At 38.6% G+C, this 20,147-nt stretch carries 18 protein-coding genes; 8 read left to right on the plus strand and 10 right to left on the minus strand.

Annotated elements, in window-relative coordinates; all coding sequences use genetic code 11:
* The 3 genes from LIZ98_RS08930 to LIZ98_RS08940 all read right to left on the minus strand — a co-directional run.
* Positions 1 to 302: hypothetical protein (locus LIZ98_RS08930; protein ID WP_375293576.1), on the minus strand; the 302-nt coding region annotated here is incomplete at its 3' end.
* A gap of 15 nt (positions 303 to 317) precedes the next feature.
* Positions 318 to 1,409, minus strand: a complete 1,092-nt coding sequence (locus LIZ98_RS08935) for a DUF1648 domain-containing protein (protein WP_227139499.1) — start codon at positions 1,407 to 1,409, stop codon at positions 318 to 320.
* Positions 1,396 to 1,800 (minus strand): GntR family transcriptional regulator, encoded by a 405-nt coding sequence (locus LIZ98_RS08940; RefSeq protein ID WP_227139500.1) that lies wholly within the window; start codon positions 1,798 to 1,800, stop codon positions 1,396 to 1,398. The genes LIZ98_RS08935 and LIZ98_RS08940 overlap by 14 nt, the downstream gene beginning before the upstream one ends.
* Positions 1,801 to 2,279: 479 nt before the next feature.
* On the opposite strand from LIZ98_RS08940, the gene LIZ98_RS08945 reads away from it, so the two are divergent.
* From LIZ98_RS08945 to LIZ98_RS08960, 4 genes are all read left to right on the plus strand, one after another.
* A complete protein-coding gene (locus tag LIZ98_RS08945; protein WP_227139498.1) occupies positions 2,280 to 2,936 on the plus strand; it encodes a LytTR family DNA-binding domain-containing protein in 657 nt (218 codons plus the stop codon).
* 139 nt (positions 2,937 to 3,075) lie between these two features.
* Positions 3,076 to 4,590, plus strand: a complete 1,515-nt coding sequence (gene scpC / locus LIZ98_RS08950; protein WP_227139497.1) for a succinyl-CoA:acetate CoA-transferase ScpC — start codon at positions 3,076 to 3,078, stop codon at positions 4,588 to 4,590.
* Positions 4,591 to 5,076: 486 nt separating this feature from the next.
* Positions 5,077 to 5,262, plus strand: a complete 186-nt coding sequence (locus tag LIZ98_RS08955) for an SE1832 family protein (protein ID WP_034773391.1) — start codon at positions 5,077 to 5,079, stop codon at positions 5,260 to 5,262.
* 95 nt (positions 5,263 to 5,357) lie between these two features.
* A complete protein-coding gene (locus LIZ98_RS08960) occupies positions 5,358 to 6,383 on the plus strand; it encodes an MFS transporter (RefSeq protein WP_227139496.1) in 1,026 nt (341 codons plus the stop codon).
* Here the strand turns inward: LIZ98_RS08960 and LIZ98_RS08965 are convergent.
* On the minus strand, positions 6,281 to 7,945 hold the full coding sequence (locus LIZ98_RS08965) for a peptide ABC transporter substrate-binding protein (protein ID WP_227139495.1): 1,665 nt from the start codon (positions 7,943 to 7,945) through the stop codon (positions 6,281 to 6,283). The two genes, LIZ98_RS08960 and LIZ98_RS08965, sit on opposite strands and share 103 nt — an antisense overlap.
* A 444-nt stretch (positions 7,946 to 8,389) precedes the next feature.
* Positions 8,390 to 9,721, minus strand: a complete 1,332-nt coding sequence (locus LIZ98_RS08970) for a hemolysin family protein (protein ID WP_227139494.1) — start codon at positions 9,719 to 9,721, stop codon at positions 8,390 to 8,392.
* A 241-nt stretch (positions 9,722 to 9,962) separates the two neighbouring features.
* Between LIZ98_RS08970 and LIZ98_RS08975 the strand changes: the two genes are divergently transcribed.
* The 4 genes from LIZ98_RS08975 (at position 9,963) to LIZ98_RS08990 (ending at position 14,975) form a co-directional block, all read left to right on the plus strand.
* Positions 9,963 to 10,388: a universal stress protein gene (locus tag LIZ98_RS08975; protein ID WP_227139493.1), complete on the plus strand. Its 426-nt coding sequence runs from the start codon at positions 9,963 to 9,965 to the stop codon at positions 10,386 to 10,388.
* Between the two features lie 318 nt (positions 10,389 to 10,706).
* Positions 10,707 to 12,413: a DUF6044 family protein gene (locus tag LIZ98_RS08980; RefSeq protein ID WP_227139492.1), complete on the plus strand. Its 1,707-nt coding sequence runs from the start codon at positions 10,707 to 10,709 to the stop codon at positions 12,411 to 12,413.
* Between the two features lies 1 nt (position 12,414).
* On the plus strand, positions 12,415 to 13,422 hold the full coding sequence (locus LIZ98_RS08985) for a glycosyltransferase family 2 protein (RefSeq protein WP_227139491.1): 1,008 nt from the start codon (positions 12,415 to 12,417) through the stop codon (positions 13,420 to 13,422).
* A 161-nt stretch (positions 13,423 to 13,583) separates the two neighbouring features.
* Entirely contained in the window at positions 13,584 to 14,975 is a 1,392-nt protein-coding gene (locus LIZ98_RS08990) for an L-cystine transporter (RefSeq protein WP_041848090.1), read from the plus strand.
* A gap of 126 nt (positions 14,976 to 15,101) precedes the next feature.
* Here the strand turns inward: LIZ98_RS08990 and LIZ98_RS08995 are convergent, their stop codons facing one another.
* The 5 genes from LIZ98_RS08995 to LIZ98_RS09015 all read right to left on the minus strand — a co-directional run bounded on the left by LIZ98_RS08995 (position 15,102) and on the right by LIZ98_RS09015 (position 20,142).
* A complete protein-coding gene (locus LIZ98_RS08995) occupies positions 15,102 to 16,631 on the minus strand; it encodes an acyl-CoA carboxylase subunit beta (RefSeq protein WP_041902162.1) in 1,530 nt (509 codons plus the stop codon).
* Positions 16,632 to 16,707: 76 nt separating this feature from the next.
* Positions 16,708 to 17,490 carry an enoyl-CoA hydratase gene (locus tag LIZ98_RS09000; RefSeq protein WP_227139490.1) on the minus strand — a complete coding sequence of 261 codons (783 nt, stop codon included), beginning with the start codon at positions 17,488 to 17,490 and terminating at the stop codon, positions 16,708 to 16,710.
* Positions 17,468 to 18,403, minus strand: a complete 936-nt coding sequence (locus LIZ98_RS09005; protein ID WP_227139489.1) for a hydroxymethylglutaryl-CoA lyase — start codon at positions 18,401 to 18,403, stop codon at positions 17,468 to 17,470. The genes LIZ98_RS09000 and LIZ98_RS09005 overlap by 23 nt, the downstream gene beginning before the upstream one ends.
* 11 nt (positions 18,404 to 18,414) lie before the next feature.
* Entirely contained in the window at positions 18,415 to 18,627 is a 213-nt protein-coding gene (locus LIZ98_RS09010) for an acetyl-CoA carboxylase biotin carboxyl carrier protein subunit (RefSeq protein WP_227139488.1), read from the minus strand.
* Positions 18,628 to 18,777: 150 nt separating this feature from the next.
* Positions 18,778 to 20,142 (minus strand): acetyl-CoA carboxylase biotin carboxylase subunit, encoded by a 1,365-nt coding sequence (locus tag LIZ98_RS09015; protein ID WP_227139487.1) that lies wholly within the window; start codon positions 20,140 to 20,142, stop codon positions 18,778 to 18,780.
* Between the last annotated feature and the right edge of the window lie 5 nt (positions 20,143 to 20,147).

A 20,147-nucleotide genomic window follows, 5' to 3' on the forward strand; every position in this document is an offset into this window, starting at 1 on the left:
GGCTGTCGCCCTACACACGATTGAAGTTGGGGTATCCTTGCCGATTTTTGATGAAGAACGATGGAAACAAAACTTACTTTATCGGCAATAAAATAACCAATGATTAAGGCAATCAATAATAATATGAACGGATTTAATAATGCTATGATAGCTAACGTTTCTACCGACATCCCCGGATCAACCGGTAATTTATCCATTTGTGTTTCGATTGCCGCTTTCTGTACAGGATAAATAGTTAAAATGGCCACAATCCCAATGATCAAATAACCAAATAGCCCATATAGCCGTTTTGATTTTTCCATTTTTCCACTCCCCTTTTACGATGCAAACACTGCAATAAGAATCGGAATAAGAAGAATTAAAATTAGAAAGATCCATGAAGTTGGTCGGGCAAAATTATTTGTCCAGCCGCTCCCAAACCGCTTTTCGACCCAAACAGCCGGATCATCCGGATTAAAGTAAAAGACACCAAGCTTCCAATATCGGTCATCGTCGCGGTTCATTATCTCCCCGGTTTTACGATTCGTTACGTTTACGCGGCTGCCTCCTTGCCCCGTCACAATTGACAATACACCTGCACCAATGACAATCACGCCAACAACAACCATCGTAATTATAAAGGAAATGAACGGATCAATCGGATAAACAAAGGAAACTTGCGGCAAGGTGAATAACAAAACCATCATCGTACCGCTAATGATGATAAATAATGACCAACGCCGGCGAAAAATAATATTTTGTTTAATCGATTCTTCCGGATTGGCCGGGTCCATTTGTTGTTTGCTGCGGGCAATGATTATATTAACAAAAACAAATAACCCGAGCATAAACAGTTGAATGAGCGGAAACAGAAGGACTGTCCGATATGATTTGTCCGCCCAATCGGTAACCACGCCATCCCATGTATAATGCATAGGTAGTTTTTCCGGCATCCGATCATAATTCCAAAACGTCCAAAGAAGACTAAAAACCGTAATGATGAACGGTAGTAAAAACCAACCGTTTGAATAGGTTAATTTTTTATTATAAAACGAAAGATCAACGGCAACGACTTCTTTTTTCTTACTTTTCCAGTTTTCTTTTTCCTTCAATTGCTTCATTTTTTTGTGAAATTGAAAATAAATAATGAAAGCCACTAAAATATAAACAAATATTCCCACCGTGTATAAAATGGTCCATAAAAAATCTGTTGTAAAACCAGCAGCAATCCCAAGAATCACGAGAATAAGAACACCTGCTAATCCGGATTGAAATGCATATTTTTTTCGGTATTCGGCAATGGTCGGATGTTGGTACACGTCTGATGGAATTGTGATACCGAAGCTCTCTGTTTTTCTTGTAATATAAGGTGTGATTGCTGTAATTAGGACGAGCGGTAAAAAAATCAGCAACATACTAACGTAAATCATCATGCTCTCCTCCTTTTTGGATTTCTTCATAAACTTCTTGAATAAGCTTTATAAATTCTTCCTTGTTCATCCCCCGACAAACTGATTCACTGATGACAGGTCTCAAGTTTTCCCGCACATTTGCCAAGTAATTCTCATCAACAGAGGGCATTGAGTCGGGATTAATGACAACCCCTTTTTGCCGATGAATTTGAATAAAGCCGTCTTGTTTTAAAAGTTGGTACGCCTTGTTAACGGTATGCATATTCACGCCAAGATCTTGGGCAAATGTACGAACTGACGGCAACGGATCACCCGGTCTCAGCTGTTTCGAGGCAATCCCTTCTATTATTTTGTTCCTCAGCTGGATATAGATAGGTGATTCTGATTGTAAATCTAATGAGATAATCACCATTTTCACTTCCTCTGTTTTACTTGTTTTACCTGTTATATTAATTATAGAACAGTTATATAAAAAATACAATAAATTTTTTAGTGCAAAAACGAAAAGGAGCCGGCACAAAATCGAAACAGTAGGTAAGGTTTTCCCGTTTATTCTTTCCTGCTCCATATTGTTTTAAAGCGCTAAAATTCTTTCATGCGCTGAATTGCTTATTAATGTAAATTTTTGCGGCAGTATTGTATAATATAGTGGACTTCCTAGTCTATTTCTTATTTTCTAATTTCTTACCATATGTTTTAGAGAACCACACCTATAAATCAGGCAAAGGGGCATTTTATTTGTCATGTAAGGAGGTCACTGAAAAACTTACACAATATGATCGTAGGGGAAATGTAGTTTAGGTTTTTTAACAAGTTGGCTTATGGATTTGCGCTTTTCAGTGGGTACTTTCCAGCATGGTTTTAAAAAATTTTAAATTAATGGGGGAAATGAACGTGAATCAAATTTCAACAACACATTTGTTGGATACGTTTTCGGAAGTTTTTCCGGAAGATACCTCGATTGCCATTGCCGATTCGCGTACTTTTATTTATTATAAGCCGAGTCCTGTCATTGATTTACAAATTAGACCGGGGGATCAAGTGAAGCAAGGAAGTGCGACGTATAAGGCGTTTTCTTTAAGAAGAAGTATATTTTCATATATTGATAGCAGCGTATTTGGCGTTTCATACTTTGGATTGTCGGTGCCCATTTTTAATAACGGAAAACCGGTAAATTGTGTTACTGCCATTTTTCCGATGCGTAAAAATTATTCATTACCTGCATTTTTTACCGTAAAAAATGAGGATTGCTGGTATCCGGTTGCCGTATCCGATATTCTTTATTTAGAGGCGGAAAACCGAAAAGCAAAAATTGTCACAGAACAGATTCAAGGGTATCATAAGTTTAACCTTTCCGAAATTGAATATTTATTACCGAGTGAATATTTCATTCGATGCCATCGGTCTTTTATTGTGAATGTGCGGGCGATTGCAGAAATTCAACCGGATTTTCATTCAACGTTTTTACTCATTATGAATAACGGAGATCGCATTCCTGTCAGCCAATCTTATGCCAGTTACTTCCGAAAACAATTAATGTTCTAGAGATAGAGAAAGCACTTTCACCTTTCCACGTCAAATAATACTGTTTTAATAATGAATATAGTTGTTTTATTCAAGTGATAAGGAAAAACCCCTCTCATCCAAATAAAATATATTCAAACTATGCAAAGAGGGGATACAAATGGAGAAAGGTTATCGTGCGGTACCTGAGTTTCTCCAAGGTCGGGTTGTTTCTGCGGAAGAAGCGGCTACTTGGATTGAAAACGGGATGACATTGGGGTTAAGTGGGTTTACTCGTGCCGGTGATGCTAAAGCGGTTCCACACGCCTTGGTTGAAAGAGCTAAACAGGAGCCGCTTAAAGTAAACGTTTACACCGGTGCTTCATTGGGTTCTGATGTTGATACATTGATGGCGGAAAACGGAATGATTTTAAAAAGATTGCCGTTCCAAGCCGATAAAATGATGCGAACCAAGATTAATCAAGGGGAATTATTGTTTGTTGACCAACATTTATCTCATACAGCCGAACTGATACGGGCTAATGTTTTACCAAAAGTCGATTATGCAATTATTGAAGCCGTCGCGATTACCGGTGACGGGATGATTATACCGACAACATCTGTTGGTAACTCAACGATTTTTGCAGAAAAAGCAGATCATGTGATTGTTGAGTTAAATGAAACTGCACCCAAGGAATTAATTGGTGTCCATGACATATACAGTGTCGGAAAACAGGGGGAAAGATTGCCAATTCCGTTGACAAAAGCAACTGACCGAATTGGTTCGATCGGCATACGGGTGGATTTGTCCAAAATTAAGGGGATTGTGGTAACAAAGCTTGCTGACTCCCCATCTACCATTGTTCCGCCTGATGAAGAAACAAAAATAATGGCCAATCACTTATTAACATTTTTACGGAAAGAAATTGAAGCAGGACGTTTGACAAAAAAATTAGCACCGCTTCAATCGGGCATCGGTTCGGTAGCTAACGCGGTTCTGCACGGCATGTTAGATTCAGAATTCACTGATCTTGAAGTTTACTCGGAAGTATTACAGGACGCTGTATTTGACTTGATCGATGCGGGCAAGGTTACATTTGCCTCAGCTTGTTCCATTACATTATCTGAAGAAAAGGGCGAAAAGGTTTTTCAAAATTTTGATAAATACCGAGATAAATTGATATTGCGCCCACAGGAAATCTCCAATCATCCGGAAATTATTCGCAGACTCGGGCTCATTTCCATTAATACGGCACTGGAAGTCGATATTTACGGGAATGTCAATTCAACCCATGTATCGGGTTCAAAAATGATGAACGGGATTGGCGGTTCCGGAGATTTTGCCCGTAATGCAAGACTGGCTATTTTTGTCACCAAGTCGATTGCAAAAGGTGGAAACATATCCAGTATTGTTCCGTTTGTTTCTCATGTAGACCATACGGAACATGATGTTGATGTCATCATTACCGAACAAGGTTATGCTGACTTGCGTGGGCTGGCACCGACTGAACGAGCACCGCTTATTATTGAGAATTGTGCGCATCCAATGTATAAACAACAGTTACTTGATTATTATCATGAGGCACTGGCTAATGGTGGTCAAACACCGCATATTTTGGAAAAAGCCTTCTCATGGCATGTCAATCTTGCAAAAACCGGAACCATGTTGGAAAAGATGCCACAGGAACAATATTAGGAAAGACACCTAAAATTATTAAATCTAGGCATGATTCCTATTACAGTACAAAATACCTAGCTAAACCTTCCTTCAACCTCTCATCCATACTGAAGGAAGGTTTTTTTACACATTTATAAATTTCACTTAATGCGAGAAATTTTATATTTTAAACATACGTATGTTCTAAAAACATTCTTTTATTATTTCAAGGATGCATCAAAAATAAAATGTGGACATTTAAAGGTTTTTGATAGTAGCTTTGGGGATGATGGCAGAAAAAGAATAATGGTATAATATACGAAAAGTAATGGACGTACAGGGATGATGAAATGAACTTTGATCGAGTGGATGAATTGAAAAAGAATTTGGATAAACATAGACCGCTTGACCAGAAGCAAATTTTTTACAGCTCTGCTCTCGCCTAAAAGTTCGTACCCTCGAAAATTTTTATAAATTTTGATCGTTGTGTTATTATGGTTTTCAAATGGTGAAAGGTGGATGGCAATGAATAGAAACGAAATAGAAAGAAGAATTGAAGAATTGAAAAGTGATTATATCCGTATTCAAGGGGATATGGAAAAACTGGAGTCGCTCGGCAAAAACGGCAATGTCGCCTATTCGGAAAAACTGCTTGAAGAAATTGAATTAGAATTAAAGCAGCTAAGGGAGATGCTAAATTCAGCAGGATAGAAAACAAATAGTAAATGACACAAAAAGAAAATATACTGCGTTCCCCTCGTTAATGCGCGGGCTAAATCACTTCTATAATAGATTAAGGTGAGCCAATGAAAAAGTTATCCTTAAACAAGATTCTGGATAATAGTAACTTATTAATAAGCAGTATTGGCGTTTCATCAATTGGTGATACAGTATTTAATATCACTATCATGTGGTTTATTTATCAAGAAACTCAATCAGCCATAAGTACATCAATCATTGGTGTGCTTTGGCATTTAACATCTATCTTTATTAGTCCATTTGCAGGGACTTTCGTGGATCGCCATACTCCAAATAGGGTATTGTTATGGTCTTATTTCGCATCGGGACTAATATGTATATTATTCGTTCTTGGTTATATAATTCTTGAGTATAGGGATTTCGTTATATATAGTTCCGTTTTCCTGTTAAATTCTATCAACACATTTATTATGCCAGCCAAGAATCGAACTTTAGGAAAAATAGTTCAAAAAGAAAAAATACCACAGGTCAATGGTTTAATCGTTTCAGTAAACCAAATATCTGATATTATTGGAAATTCAATAAGTGGTTTGCTAATTGGATTATTGGGGTTTGCTGGAAGTATTTTATTTGATTCAATCACATTTTTTATTGCTTCCCTGCTCATCAGTAATTTAAAAATAAAAAGATTACATAAAGATCAAAATATAACAGGCTTTGTAGAAACTAATCAATATAAAGGGAACTATAAAAAAGATTTAATTGATGGTATCAAATTTATTTTACGACATAGAACAATGGGTAAACTTGTTCTATTAGTATTACTTATAAATATATCTTCTTTAGTAGGTCCACTATATATTATACTTGTTAATGAGCAATTTAAAGGGGGACCTACCGAGTATGGAATATTCCCCCCCGTTATTCAACAGCAAGAGCCCATTATTAAAACTCCAGACCCGATTTTGCCGCAGTGCCGGGCACAAAAAAGGTTTCTAAGCACGTGGCTTAGAAACCTTTTTTCACAATTTTATTCGGCTACATCTGCCCATTTGTATTCATATGTGGCACCAAACGGATTGATGAAAACGCCTTTTACTCGCGGTGAAATTAATTGTGCTCTCGAAGCTTGATAGATTGGTGCAATTGCTGCATCTTCAAATAGAATTTTTTCAGCTTCCAAGAAATTTTGATAGCGGGCATCATTGTCAGTTGCCAGCGTTGTTACGGTCGCTTTAACCAGTTCATCATATTTTGGATTTGAATAACCCATCCAGTTATTACCGCTATCTGTTGTCCATAAGTTCATATATGTGTACGGATCAAGGAAGTCCGGACCCCATCTGGAAACTTGCATTTGATAATCCATATTTGTATCTAAATCCAGCCGTTGTTCTTTCGGTACTTGCTTAATTTTAACCGTTAAACCTTCCAAATTTGTTTCTAGCTGATTGGCAATATATTCCACCATAATTTTTGTTGTTGCATCATCATCTGCCAACAATTCTAATTCCACTTTGTCTGTTCCGAGTTCCTCTAAACCTTTTGCCCAGAATTGTTTTGCGGCATCCAAATCATATTTCATCAAGTCGCCGCTCACTTCCCGGAAATCTTTACCGGAATCCGGCATTGGTGTGAAGTCTTTTGGAACAAGTCCGTTAGCAACAATGGATCCATTGTTAAGGATTTCTTCAACCAGCGCTTTTTTATCAAATGCTCTGCTGATTGCTGCACGAATATTTGTATTGGCCAAGGCTTCACTTTTTGTTTGGTTGAACTTAATAAAATAGACAAATGTATCCGGTGTTACTGTATAGTCATCATTTGAAGTATATTGGTCAACGAGGTCGGATGTTAAGTCTACCCGGTCAACGGAATTTTCTTCATATAGATTTACTGCCGTTTGCGGATCTTTCACAACCTTGAATGTAAGTTTATCCATTTTTACAGTTTTCGCATCCCAATATTTATCATTTTTTACTAGATTCCACGAGTTGCTTGTGCTTTTCCAATCTTCAATTGTATATGGACCATTTGCCAGTAAAGTATCAGAGCTTGTTGCGAATTTATCGCCTTGTTCTTCAACAAATTTTTGATTTAGTGGCAAGAATGTTCCAAAAGTCGTTAATGATTCAAAATAAGGTGTCGGATTTTCTAATTCTACAATTAATGTATAATCGTCTTCCGCTCTTACACCTAACTGATCAGGCGCCATTTCTCCTTTACTGATTGCAGTCGCATTTTTGATAACCCCGTTCATCATATACGGACCATATTCAGAACCGGTCGCAGGATCAACAGCACGTCTCCAAGCGTATACGAAATCATTTGCTGTTACCGGATCTCCATTTTCCCAAACAGCATCATCCCGGAGTTTGAACGTCCAAGTTAAACCGTCCGGACTAACTTCATGATCAATGGCAATCCCGGGTACCGGTTTCGTGTCCTTATCCAAGCGGTATAAACCTTCCATTGTTGCTGCTAAATAAACAAATGAAGATTCATCCGTAGCAAGTGCCGGGTCCATAGATGGAATGGCTTCCGGATTGATGAAATTAAGAACCTTTTCGGACCCGCTATTTGACTTATTGTCTGCCGTTCCTTTTGTCTCTTCTGCCTTATCACCGGAACATGCCGCAAGAAAAGTAACCAGCATGCCGGCCAAAAATAGTAGAGACCATTTTTTGATTTTCATTATAGATCCCCCTCATATTCTAAATGTGGTATTTAAACAACTGCGCCACTATTAATCGAAACATATACGGTATTCAGATTATTAAGTCTACTATTAAGCTATATAAATATAATTTTGGCTGCAGTTTGTGTTTAAATATTATAAACTATTATACTATTGCTTGTAAACTGCTTTAACGATTAATTGATTTTATTATATTGGTTGTGAATTTAAATAATGTTATATTTATGAGGACTTGAAAATGATTTTTGAATTTTTTGTGAGCAACAATTTTTATGATTGTCACGCAAAATTATTCTTGGATAACAAATAAACCCATTCCGCCTGTTTTGGAATGGGTTTTATCTCGTTAAGAATGGTTTAAATTCGACCTAGTGGGAAATTCAGTTTAAAGGAATCCGGGTCACGAGTCCCTATAGACCCGAACACCCAAGTTCCTTTTATTTAAAAATCGTCTTCTTCCTCATCTTCATCTTTCTCGACTCTGGTAACTAGTACTTTATCGACACGTACATGGTCCATATCGACAACTTCCAAAATTAAATCTTCAATTTCTACTGTATCTTTTATTTTTGGAATGTCCCCGAGACTCATCGTTATAAACCCGCCGAGTGTATGGAAATTGTTACCGCCACGCAAACTTGGCTCGTCCTCCAAGTCAAAGTAGCGCCGAAATTGATCTATGGAAATTAACCCGTCCGCCAACCATGTATTTTCACTTCTTTGGACAATTTGCGGTTCTTCCTCATCTTCATTTTGCGGTAAGTCCCCGACAATATTTTCCATAAAATCATAAATGGTTACATAGCCTTCGATTCCGCCATATTCATCAATAACAATCGCTTCATGCTGACCAGATTTTTTCAACGCTTCTAATGCTTGGAAAACTTTCATCGGTTCCGGCAATACGATGGTATCTTTAATGCACTCTGATAGGTCGAACGGCTTATTTTCTAATAACTTGGCAAATACATCCTTTGTATGAATAATTCCAAGGAAATTATCCAAACTCCCCTTCCCCACAGGAAAGCGGGAATGATTACTTTCATTCATTCTCTTAATATTTTCTTCAAACGGTTTTTCAATATCAATCCATACAATTTGTGTCCGTGGTGTTAAAATATCGCCGAGCCGTTTATCACCCAAATAAAAAATCTGTTCAACCATATCCTGTTCGATTTCCTCAACTACACCGCTGTATACACCTTGTTCGATTAGTTGGGTAATTTCCTCCTCCGTAACATCCGGTTGGTTTTTCGGCTTTACCCCTAATACTTTTAATACAAATTCGGTAGATTTACTTAAGATCCATATAAGCGGTTTGCCAATTTTCGCAAAATAATACATCGGTTTGGCAACAAGCAATGCCACCTTTTCCGGATTTGACATTCCTAATCTTTTTGGAACAAGTTCACCGATGATCAACGACAAATAGGTAGTTAACCCAATCACAAGGATAAAACTTAATTGATAACTATAAGGATGTAAAAATGCAACTTTATCCACATAAACAGATAATTGTTCTGCAATTGTTGCACCACCAAAAGCACCTGTAACGACGCCGATTAATGTAATTCCGATTTGAATGGTCGACAGTAACTGATTCGGATTTTCGGCTAATTTTAAAGCATATTTCGCTTTCCTGTTTCCGTCCTCTTCCAGTTTCTCCAGTCTAGCTTTTCTTGATGTTACAATAGCAATCTCCGTCATGGAAAATATTCCATTAGCAAGGATTAATATAAGAATAATAATAATTGAAACCCACAGACTGTCCAAAAGTACAATCACTTCTCCTTTAGTCGATACTATATGTATAAATTTTAACCTATTCTTCAATATTTTATCATATTCATTTATTGTAATAAAACATTTTGCTACTGTGGAAATTTCGATGATTTTGTGAAATTTTAGAGAAATAAAAGGGTTTACAGCAGAATTTGTTGAATATTGTCAGTAGGGAGCAACTTTTTGCCCTTAATTTACTTGATAGGAGGGAGAGGGGCTAGTCCCCGATAAAATGAGTAAAAAAATAATTGTTCCGATTGATGATTCCATTCATTCACATCACGCGCTTCAATTTGCCGTAAAGATTGCCAAAGAAATGGATGGGGAAATTGTAATCGTAAATGTCCAACCGAATTTGTTTACTCCAAATATTCAACGGTTTATTGCAAAGGGGGAAATTCAACAATATCTTCAACAAATGGCTGACGAAATTTTGGAAAAGGCCTCCGAATTGATAAGTGAGGAAGATGTGCAAGTAGAGAAAATTGTTCGCATTGGCATTCCAAAAGTCGAAATCACCAAACTGGCAAAAGAATTAGATGCGCATCAGATTGTCATGGGCTCTCGCGGTATGGGGCCGGTAAAAAGCGCCGTCCTCGGCAGTGTAAGTATTGGTGTTTTGCAACTAACACCATGCCCGGTAACGATTGTGCCTTAGTTTTTTCTTAAGATGGCAAAATTCCTTTCGTTTCTTTAAGGTTTAATTCCGATTGTCCCTCTCCAATTTAGGGAGCTCTAAGGGACAATCTATTTTTTTGCGTTTTGAGTGTATAAATTCAAAGTATATGGGTACAAGGAAAGCTTCCGGAAAATGGGCCACAACAAGAAATTTTTTTGGCGAACATCTAGAAGCGAAAAAAAGGCTTTCTCACCCGTTCTACTCTTAAACCATATTTATCCTGTATAGGAAAAAGCCGGTTGGGAATAGTAAAAGGGGATTGATTTCACGAATACGCTTTTCAGGAAGGGATTTACAATGGATTTTAACCACGCCTTGGAAAAGAGAGGACTTTTCATCGCCTATCTTTGCATTTTTCTCTTTGTTGCTCCACTGTTTCTACTTGGTGAACATGCACACATTCGTGTTCATGATAATCTCGATTCCAATCTTGCTTGGTATAAAGTACTTGTAAACAGCGGGGAAATATTTGGACCGGTCAATGCCGTTATTCCACAAGTGATTAACGGTTTGCCTCGCTACGCCTTTGGTTCAGAATGGAGCGGAATTGTCTGGCTCCACGCACTTTTTCCAACAATGACCGCCTATGCCCTTAGTCAAACAATCACCAGAGTTTTTGCCTTTCTCGGGATGTATTTATTGCTCAAAGAATTTTTCATCAAATCAGACGACGGGCGCATGATTCGAATTGGTGTTTCCCTTGCTTTTGCCCTAACACCGTTTTGGCCATCCGGGATGTTATGTACCCTGGGGCACCCGCTCGCTTTATGGGCTTTTTTAAAAATTCGCTCGGGTAAAGACACATGGAAAGAGTGGTTAACGCTTGGTATACTCCCTTTTTACTCCGGCCTTGTGCTCGGGTTTTTCTTTTTTTTGGTTGCGGTAAGTTTTTTATGGTTATACGACTTATTCAAGACAAGACAAATAAACTGGCGATTTCTTGGTAGCATTGCTTTCATGGTTTCTGTTTTTCTTTTTGTTGAGTATCGGCTTGTCTATTCAACAATTTTCAGTGATGATGTCAGTCATCGTGTCGAATTTATCTCTTCTCGCCATGATTTTTTTCGGTCTCTGCGATTATCATTAAAAAATTTTCTGCTTGGTCACACCCATGTAATGACCGTACATACAATCGTCATAATACCGATTCTGTTCACTGCACTTATTCTAATGATTTATCGAAAAGAGTGGCGTAAAGAAAAATTATTTATTTTTTTACTTGTACTAAACTATTTGCTTTCTTTTTGGTACGCTCTTTGGTTTAACAATTTATGGATTCCGTTGAAGCAAAGGTTTGATATTTTCAACACGTTCAATTTTGCCCGATTCCATTTTTTGCGGCCGTTGATTATATATTTATCTTTTGCCATCGGGTGTTCATATTTATGGAAAATTGGTTTGCGGCGGCTTGTGAAGATTGCTGTAGTTGCACAAATTATTGTTCTCGTTCCTTTCAATGAAGAGATTCACTATCGTTTTATTCATCATACACCGACATTTGAGGAATTTTATGCCGAAAAGCTTTTTTCTGACATCGATCAATATATCGGTAAACCTAAATCTTCTTACCGTGTAGCCAGCATCGGACTCCATCCGGCGGTCGCTCAGTACAACGGTTTTTACACCCTTGATACATATAATAATTTTTACCCGCTTACATATAAATATCAATTTAGAAAAATAATAAGATATGAACTGGAAAAAAATAAAACCTTACAACGCTATTTTGATGAGTGGGGCAGCCGGTGCTACATTTTTGTCGATGAACTAGGGAAAAAATTTGATTATAAGAAAAGCTCAAAAAAGAGGATTACAAATTTACACTTGGACACAGCGGTGTTTTATGAAATGGGCGGGCGCTACCTTTTTTCAAGTGTTCCGATTGACAATGCAGCAGAAAATCATTTAGCTTTGGTAAAAAGTTTTGAGGACGATTTATCGTATTGGAAAATTTATTTATATGCCGTAACATTACCGGAAGAAACAGCTAAGGAGGACATCTAAAGTGGATAAACGGTTACCAATGCTGACAATCATCGTACCTTGTTTTAATGAAGAGGAAGTTTTGCCGGAAACAATTAAACAATTAACCGAATTAATGAATGAGCTATGTGAGGAAAAATTGATCGGAAAACATAGTCGAATTCTTTTTGTCGATGATGGCAGTACAGATCGAACCTGGATGATGATTGCCATGGAAAGTGTGCGGAACCAGTTTGTGACAGGGATTAAATTAGCCCGCAATGTCGGTCATCAAAAGGCGCTCTTGGCCGGTTATTTAAAAGCAAGGGAAAAATGTGATTGCGCCATTTCCATTGATGCCGATTTACAAGATGATGTCGGTGTTATCAAAGAGTTTATGAAAAATTACCATGAAGGCTACGAAATTGTTTATGGTGTTCGGAAACGGCGGGACACAGATTCCTTTTTTAAACGAACAACCGCCCAAGGATTTTATCGCATGATGAAAAAGTTAGGTATTGACCTTGTCTATAACCATGCCGATTTTCGATTATTAAGTAAACGTGCATTAGATGAGTTAGCCCGTTATCCGGAGAATAATCTCTTCTTAAGGGGAATTCTCCCTTTACTTGGTTTCCGATCCACAAAAGTATTTTACGACCGGAAAGAACGGCTGGCCGGGAAGACAAAATACCCTTTGAGAAAAATGATTTCCTTTGCTTTAGACGGACTTACTTCATTTAGTGTACGCCCCATCCGATTTATAACGATCGTTGGAATTATCTTATTTTCCGTCAGTATACTTTTAAGTAGCTTTACTATTTTCAACCATGCTATATTTGGTTTGAACGGCACTGTCCTTTCCCTCTGGGTACTCGGTTCTCTTCAACTCATTGCCCTTGGAACTGTCGGTGAATATATTGGGAAAATTTTTATTGAAGTGAAAAACCGACCAAAGTATGCCGTTGAAATTGATTTATTTACGAAATCGATGGTGGAACGACTGGATCGAAAAATGGATGAGAGCTATTTTTTAAAGTATAAAAGTTAATTGATAACCTTTTGACCAAAAATGAAAAAATGCATCCTTGTCTTTGTTGTAATTTTTTATCTCTCACTTTACCAATCGGATTTAAGGTATTATAATATATGTACCTTAAAAAGGAAAAACTACTGATCATTTATTAATGAGTCAGTAAAGAGGGGGCTATCATGGATACGTTACTTGTTATTATAAATATTATCGCTCTTTTCGCCTTAATTGCTCTTTTATTCACGATGCAAAAGAAGCATGTATCTTTTTCAAAACGTGTTTTTACCGGGCTTGGGCTTGGAATTGTTTTCGGATTTATTATCCACTTGCTTTACGGAACAACATCGAATATTACGACGCAAACGATTGACTGGTTTAATATTGTCGGTTCCGGTTATGTAAAATTATTGCAAATGATCGTTATGCCGCTCGTTTTTATTTCCATTGTTGGGGCATTTACAAAAGTGCAATTGACGAAAAATCTTGGCAAAATCAGTTTCTTGGGCATTGGGATTTTACTCTTTACAACCGGGATTGCTGCAGCTATCGGGATTGCCTCAGCTCTCGGTTTCGGTTTACAAGGGACTGAACTAACTGCCGGAGAAGCTGAAAATGCACGGAATGAAGCTTTGACTGAAAATGTAAAAATGGTTCAAGATATGACCATTCCACAACAAATTCTTTCATTTATTCCGGCAAATCCTTTTGATGATTTGACTGGTTCACGACCGACATCAACAATCGCTGTCGTTATTTTTGCATCCTTTGTAGGAATTGCTTATTTAGGTGTAAGAAGAAAACAACCGGAGCCAGCTGAACTTTTCAGAAAAATTGTTGAGGCTTTATATGCCATTACCATGCGGATTGTCACATTAATTTTACGGTTAACACCATATGGCGTTTTGGCCTTAATGACAAAGATGACGGCCACAAGTGACTATGGGGCAATCGTAAAACTCGGTAAATTTGTTATCGCTTCTTATGTTGCCATTATTGTCATGTTCCTTGTTCATTTATTATTGATTAGTCTGGTAAAATTAAGTCCGGTTACCTATATGAAAAAGGCGTTTCCGACTTTGACATTTGCCTTTACATCCCGCTCCAGTGCCGGGACTTTGCCATTGAACATAAAAACACAGACAGACAGTTTCGGTGTTTCTGAAGCTATTGCCAATTTCGTCGGACCGTTTAGTTTATCAATCGGGCAAAACGGGTGTGCTGGCATTTATCCGGCGATGCTTGCCATAATGGTTGCACCGACTGCAGGAATCGACCCGTTTGATCCGGCTTTCATTTTAACGGTCATTGCCGTTGTTGTCATTAGCTCTTTTGGTGTCGCCGGTGTCGGTGGCGGGGCAACATTTGCATCGTTAATTGTTTTATCTGTATTGAATCTTCCTATTGCGATTGTCGGTTTATTGATCTCGGTTGAACCGCTGATTGACATGGGGCGTACCGCTTTAAACGTAAGCGGCAGTATGACGTCCGGTATTTTGACAAGTAAAATAACCGGTGAATTAAATAAAGATATCTACAATGATAAGAGCCGCAATGATTTTGTAGAAGCTTAATATAGAAAGACCAGATCCGCTAAAATAGGGATCTGGTTTTTTCTTTTTACGAAAAATTTACCCGATAACCATATTTTGTACGGGACAAGTATGCGCTCGTTAACATGTTCTTTTTGGATGTTATTATTAAACCGGACTAACTCCATGTTTTCGTTCCGTAAATACTTGATACTTCGACATATAAGCATGTAATCGTGATATTAACGCGGATCGCAATTCATTTGGTTCAATTACATCATCAACGACTAACTCGGAAGCAAGGCGATAAATATCAATTTCTTCACGATATTCTTCCCGTTTTTGGTTAATAAATGCTGCTTGTTCTACTTTTGGAAGTTGCGCGATTTTATTGGCATATACCGCATTGACCGCCGCTTCCGGACCCATTACCGCTATTTGCGCAGTTGTTAAGGCAATACAGCAATCGGGTTCAAAAGCGGGACCTGCCATGGCATATAACCCGGCACCATATGCTTTTCTAACAATAACCGTTATCTTTGGAACGGTTGCTTCACTCATGGCAAAAATCATTTTCGCACCATGGCGAATGATGCCTGCTTTTTCTACTTGTGTGCCAATCATAAATCCCGGTACATCTGCCAAAAAAATCAAGGGAATATTGAAAGCATCGCATAGGCTAATGAATTTTGCCGCTTTATCTGCTGAATCGTGGAACAAAACCCCGCCTTTTACACGCGGCTGGTTCGCAATGATGCCAACCGGCTGACCGTCCATACGTGCCAAACCGGTAATGATTTCAGGTGCAAATAGTTTCTTTATCTCACAGAAAGAGTCTTCATCAATCATACAGTCAATCAAATCGTACATATTAAATGGCGTGTTTTGATTTTTTGGAATCAGTTCGTCTATACTTTTTTTAAAATTAGCCGGCGGTTTTGGCGCTTCTGCTTTTGGTTTTTCCCGATAGTTGTTTGGGAAGTAACGGATATAATTTCGAGCATAACGAATGGCTTCTTCTTCGGTTTTCGCTAAGACGTCTCCACATCCGGATATCGTACAATGCATTTTTGCCCCGCCCATTGTCTCTAAATCTACTTTTTCTCCAATGACCATTTCCGCCATACGGGGGGAACCTAAGTACATGGAGGCATTGCCCTCTACCATAATCACAATATCGCAGAATGCCGGGATGTAGGCACCGCCCGCCGCGGATGGGCCGAATAAAATACAAATTTGCGGAATCTTTCCGGATAGTTTAACTTGATTATAAAAAATACGCCCTGCCCCGCGTCTGCCCGGAAACATTTCTATTTGATCGGTAATCCGGGCACCTGCTGAATCAACTAAATAAAACAACGGGCAATTTAGTTTATCTGCTGTTTCTTGAATACGAATAATTTTTTCAACTGTTCTTTTCCCCCAGGAACCTGCCTTTACTGTTGAGTCATTAGCCATAACACAAACCGTGCGGCCGTGGATTTTACCAATTCCTGTTACCACGCCATCTGCAGGTAGGTCACCTGCCAAACAATTTGCGTATAAGCCGTCTTCAAATTCGATATTATCATCGAACAATAGTCTTAGTCGTTCCCGGACAAATAATTTTCCTTGTTCTTTGTTTTTTTCGTGATACTTTGGATGACCGCCTTTTAAAATTTCCTCCTTTAAATTTTTTGTTGTGATAACGTCATTCATTTCGCTTCCCCCTTTGTCTGCAACTGCCTGCAAAATTAAACTTAATACAGCGTTAATTTCCGGTCATATGAAGTAGCTACTTACCTATATATTGCGGCTTTCGTTTTTCTTGAAATGCTTGTAATCCTTCGAGTCTGTCCGCTGTACGTAGAAGCTCGTTATAAGCAAGTGCCTCAATTTTTAAACCCGTTTTCAAGTCGGCATCCATACCATGATTAATGGCCGTTTTTGCCTGTATTAGTGATAATGGAGCATTTTTGGCAATCTCGAGCGCCAGTTCATGGGCTTTTTCCATTAATTGCTCAGGTTCATAAACATACTCCACAATGCCAAGCCGGTAAGCCTCATCTGCTGAAATCCTTCTAGCCGTATAAATCAATTCCTTCGCACGACCCATTCCGATTAAACGCGGCAATCTTTGTGTTCCACCCGCACCGGGAATAATGCCCAGCGATGTTTCTGTTAAACCGATTTTGGCATTTTTACCGGCTATCCGAAGATCACATGCAAGTGCTAACTCAAGTCCGCCGCCAAATGCGACCCCGTTCAAAACCGCAATAACCGGCTGCGGTAAATCTTCTACTTGTTGAATGGTTGAGCCAATAAGTGAGACCGTTTGCTTTACTTGATGCTCATCCATCCCTTTCCGCTCTTTCAAATCAGCACCTGCGCAAAATGCTTTTTCCCCTTCACCGGTAATCAGCACGACACGTATATCGCGATTATAATGAAGTGTTTTCAGTGTATTGCTCAATTCTGTTAATAACTGAATCGACATTGCATTGGCAGCTTCGGGTCTTGTTAATGTAATGACACCGACCCGGTTTTTATAAATGTCAAACCGTATGTTTACTGTCACTGTGGGCTAACCCCCTTTCACCCTTGGCAATTTCTAGTTGTTTTGATCCTAATTTTCGACCAATTTTTTCTTCTATAAAAAATGCACTTGCTAAGATCGCCTCCATGTTCACCCCTGTTTCAATGCCCATTTCAGTTAATAAATATAGCAAGTCTTCTGTCGCTACATTTCCTGTTGCTCCTTTTGCATAAGGACAACCGCCAAGACCACCAACTGAACTGTCAAAAATTGTTATCCCCATTTCAAGTGATTTTACGATATTGGCGAGTGCCGTACCCCTTGTATCATGAAAATGCATGGCAAAAACATTCGGTGGATACTCGTTGAATAAACGCGCTAATAATTTCTCTACCTGCGTTGGTACAGCTACACCAATCGTATCCCCGAGCGATACTTCTGTGACACCCATGTTAAATAGGACATCGACAACTTTTAACACTTGCTCAGGCTCAATGTATCCTTCATAAGGGCAACCGATTACCGTTGAAACATATCCTCGGACAGATCGGTTGGCTTTTATCGCTTCTTGAACAACTTCTTTCAAAATAGGGATTGTTTCATCTATCGTTTTATTAATATTGTTTTTATTATGAGTTTCAGAAGCCGATAAAAAGACACTTACCTCATCGACTTCCACTTCAAGAGCACGAATAAGCCCTCGCATATTCGGGACCAGCGCGGCATATGTGATTGTTTGATTACGCTTAATCGATTGAAGAACGTCCTTTGCATCAGCAAGTTGCGGAATCCATTCCGGGTGAACAAAGGATGTCACTTCGATATATTTTAGCCCCGATTCACTTAACTGATTAATGAATGAGATTTTATCTTCAGTTAAAATTTTTTGTTTTTCATTTTGAAGTCCATCTCTCGGTCCTACTTCTTTCATGACAACTTGACGTGGAAGGTTCATTCGCATCCCCCCTACTCAATTTCTAAAAGGTCATCTTCTTCATTGACGAACATGCCTTCTTGGACAATAATTCTTTTCACGACTCCATCACTTTCCGCTGAAATTGGGATCTCCATTTTCATTGACTCTAAAATGACCACATCTTGGCCTGCTTTTACCTCTTCCCCTTCTGAAACGACGATTTTCCAAACGGTTCCTGCCATACTTGCCTTTATCATTGTCATTACTATCCCCTCCAAATAATAAGAATTACGCGATTGCCTGGCTTTTGCGTGTCGTGAATAGTTCTCCGCCGGCATCTTTGCATGAATCTAGCGTATAAAGGAAAACAGGGAGAAGGCTCCCGTTTATGTTTTTATAATGGAATCCTTCTCTTACTTACTCTTGATTTCTTGAATTTTTGGCAAATAATAGTTTTCTACAAAACTCGTAGTTGGATATCCTTTTAAAAACTGTTCATGGCTTACTGTTTCAATCAACATGGGTATATTTGTTTTAATCCCTTCTACTTTGTAATGATGGAGAGCATCCAGCAAGCGCTTACAAGCCTCGTTTCGGTCTTTACCCCAAGCAATTAGTTTTGCTATCATCGGATCATAGAATGGTGTAACCACAGTTCCCGCTTCAATGGCGCATTCATGCCTGATACCCGGTCCTTGTGGTAATTGCAAACCCGTTATTTTACCCGGTGATGGGAAAAATGTTTTTGGATCCTCTGCATAAATTCTTACCTCAATGGCATGCCCTTTTCTCTCAATATCTTCTCGTTGAAATGAAAGAGGCTCTCCTGCTGCGATTTTTATCTGCTCAGCAACTAAATCTAATCCTAAAATTTCTTCGGTTACCGGATGTTCAACTTGCAATCTTGTATTTACCTCTAAAAAATAGAAGTTTTGGTTTGAATCAACTAAAAATTCAATTGTGCCGGCATTTGTATAACCAATATATTTTGCAGCACGGACGGCAGCTTCTTGCATTTTTGCCCTTGTTGCTTCCGAGATAAATGGTGATGGTGCTTCTTCCACTACTTTTTGATTACGCCTTTGAATTGAACATTCCCTTTCAAATAGTGAGACAACATTTCCATAGGAATCTGCAATTATTTGAATTTCCACATGGTGAGGATCTTCAATGAGTTTTTCTATATACATTATGCCGTCGCCGAAAAATGATTCTGCCCGCTTCTTATTCCCCTCGTAAGCCTTAACAAGTTGATCCGAATTATCGATCCGCTGCATACCAATCCCGCCACCCCCGGCAGATGCTTTTAACATGATTGGATAACCGATTTTTTCAGCAGCTTGACATGCCGATTCCGTATTTTCAAGGGCAATATCCATCCCTTCAATAATGGGAATACCTGCCTCTTTCATTTTTTTCCGAGCTTCTAATTTACTCCCCATTGAAGCAATTACTTCCGGTGAAGGTCCGATAAAGGTGAGTCCGGCATCTAAACAACTTTGGGCAAACGTTGGATTCTCTGACAGTAGTCCGTAACCCGGATGAATCGCCTCTGCATGAGATTCCTTAGCAATTTCAATAATTTTTTCTATGTTTAAATAGCTTTGGGCAACTGGAGGTTTTCCGACTAAGTATGCTTCATCTGCCTCCTTTACATGTAGCGACTGAGCATCAGCCTCTGAATAGATGGCAACGGTTTGAATATTTAATTTTTGACATGTGCGAATAATTCGCCGTGCTATTTCACCACGGTTGGCTATTAAAATTTTTTTAAACAATGACG

Source organism: Caldibacillus sp. 210928-DFI.2.18 (genome assembly GCF_020554505.1).
Taxonomy (GTDB): Bacteria; Bacillota; Bacilli; order Bacillales; family Caldibacillaceae; genus Caldifermentibacillus; species Caldifermentibacillus hisashii.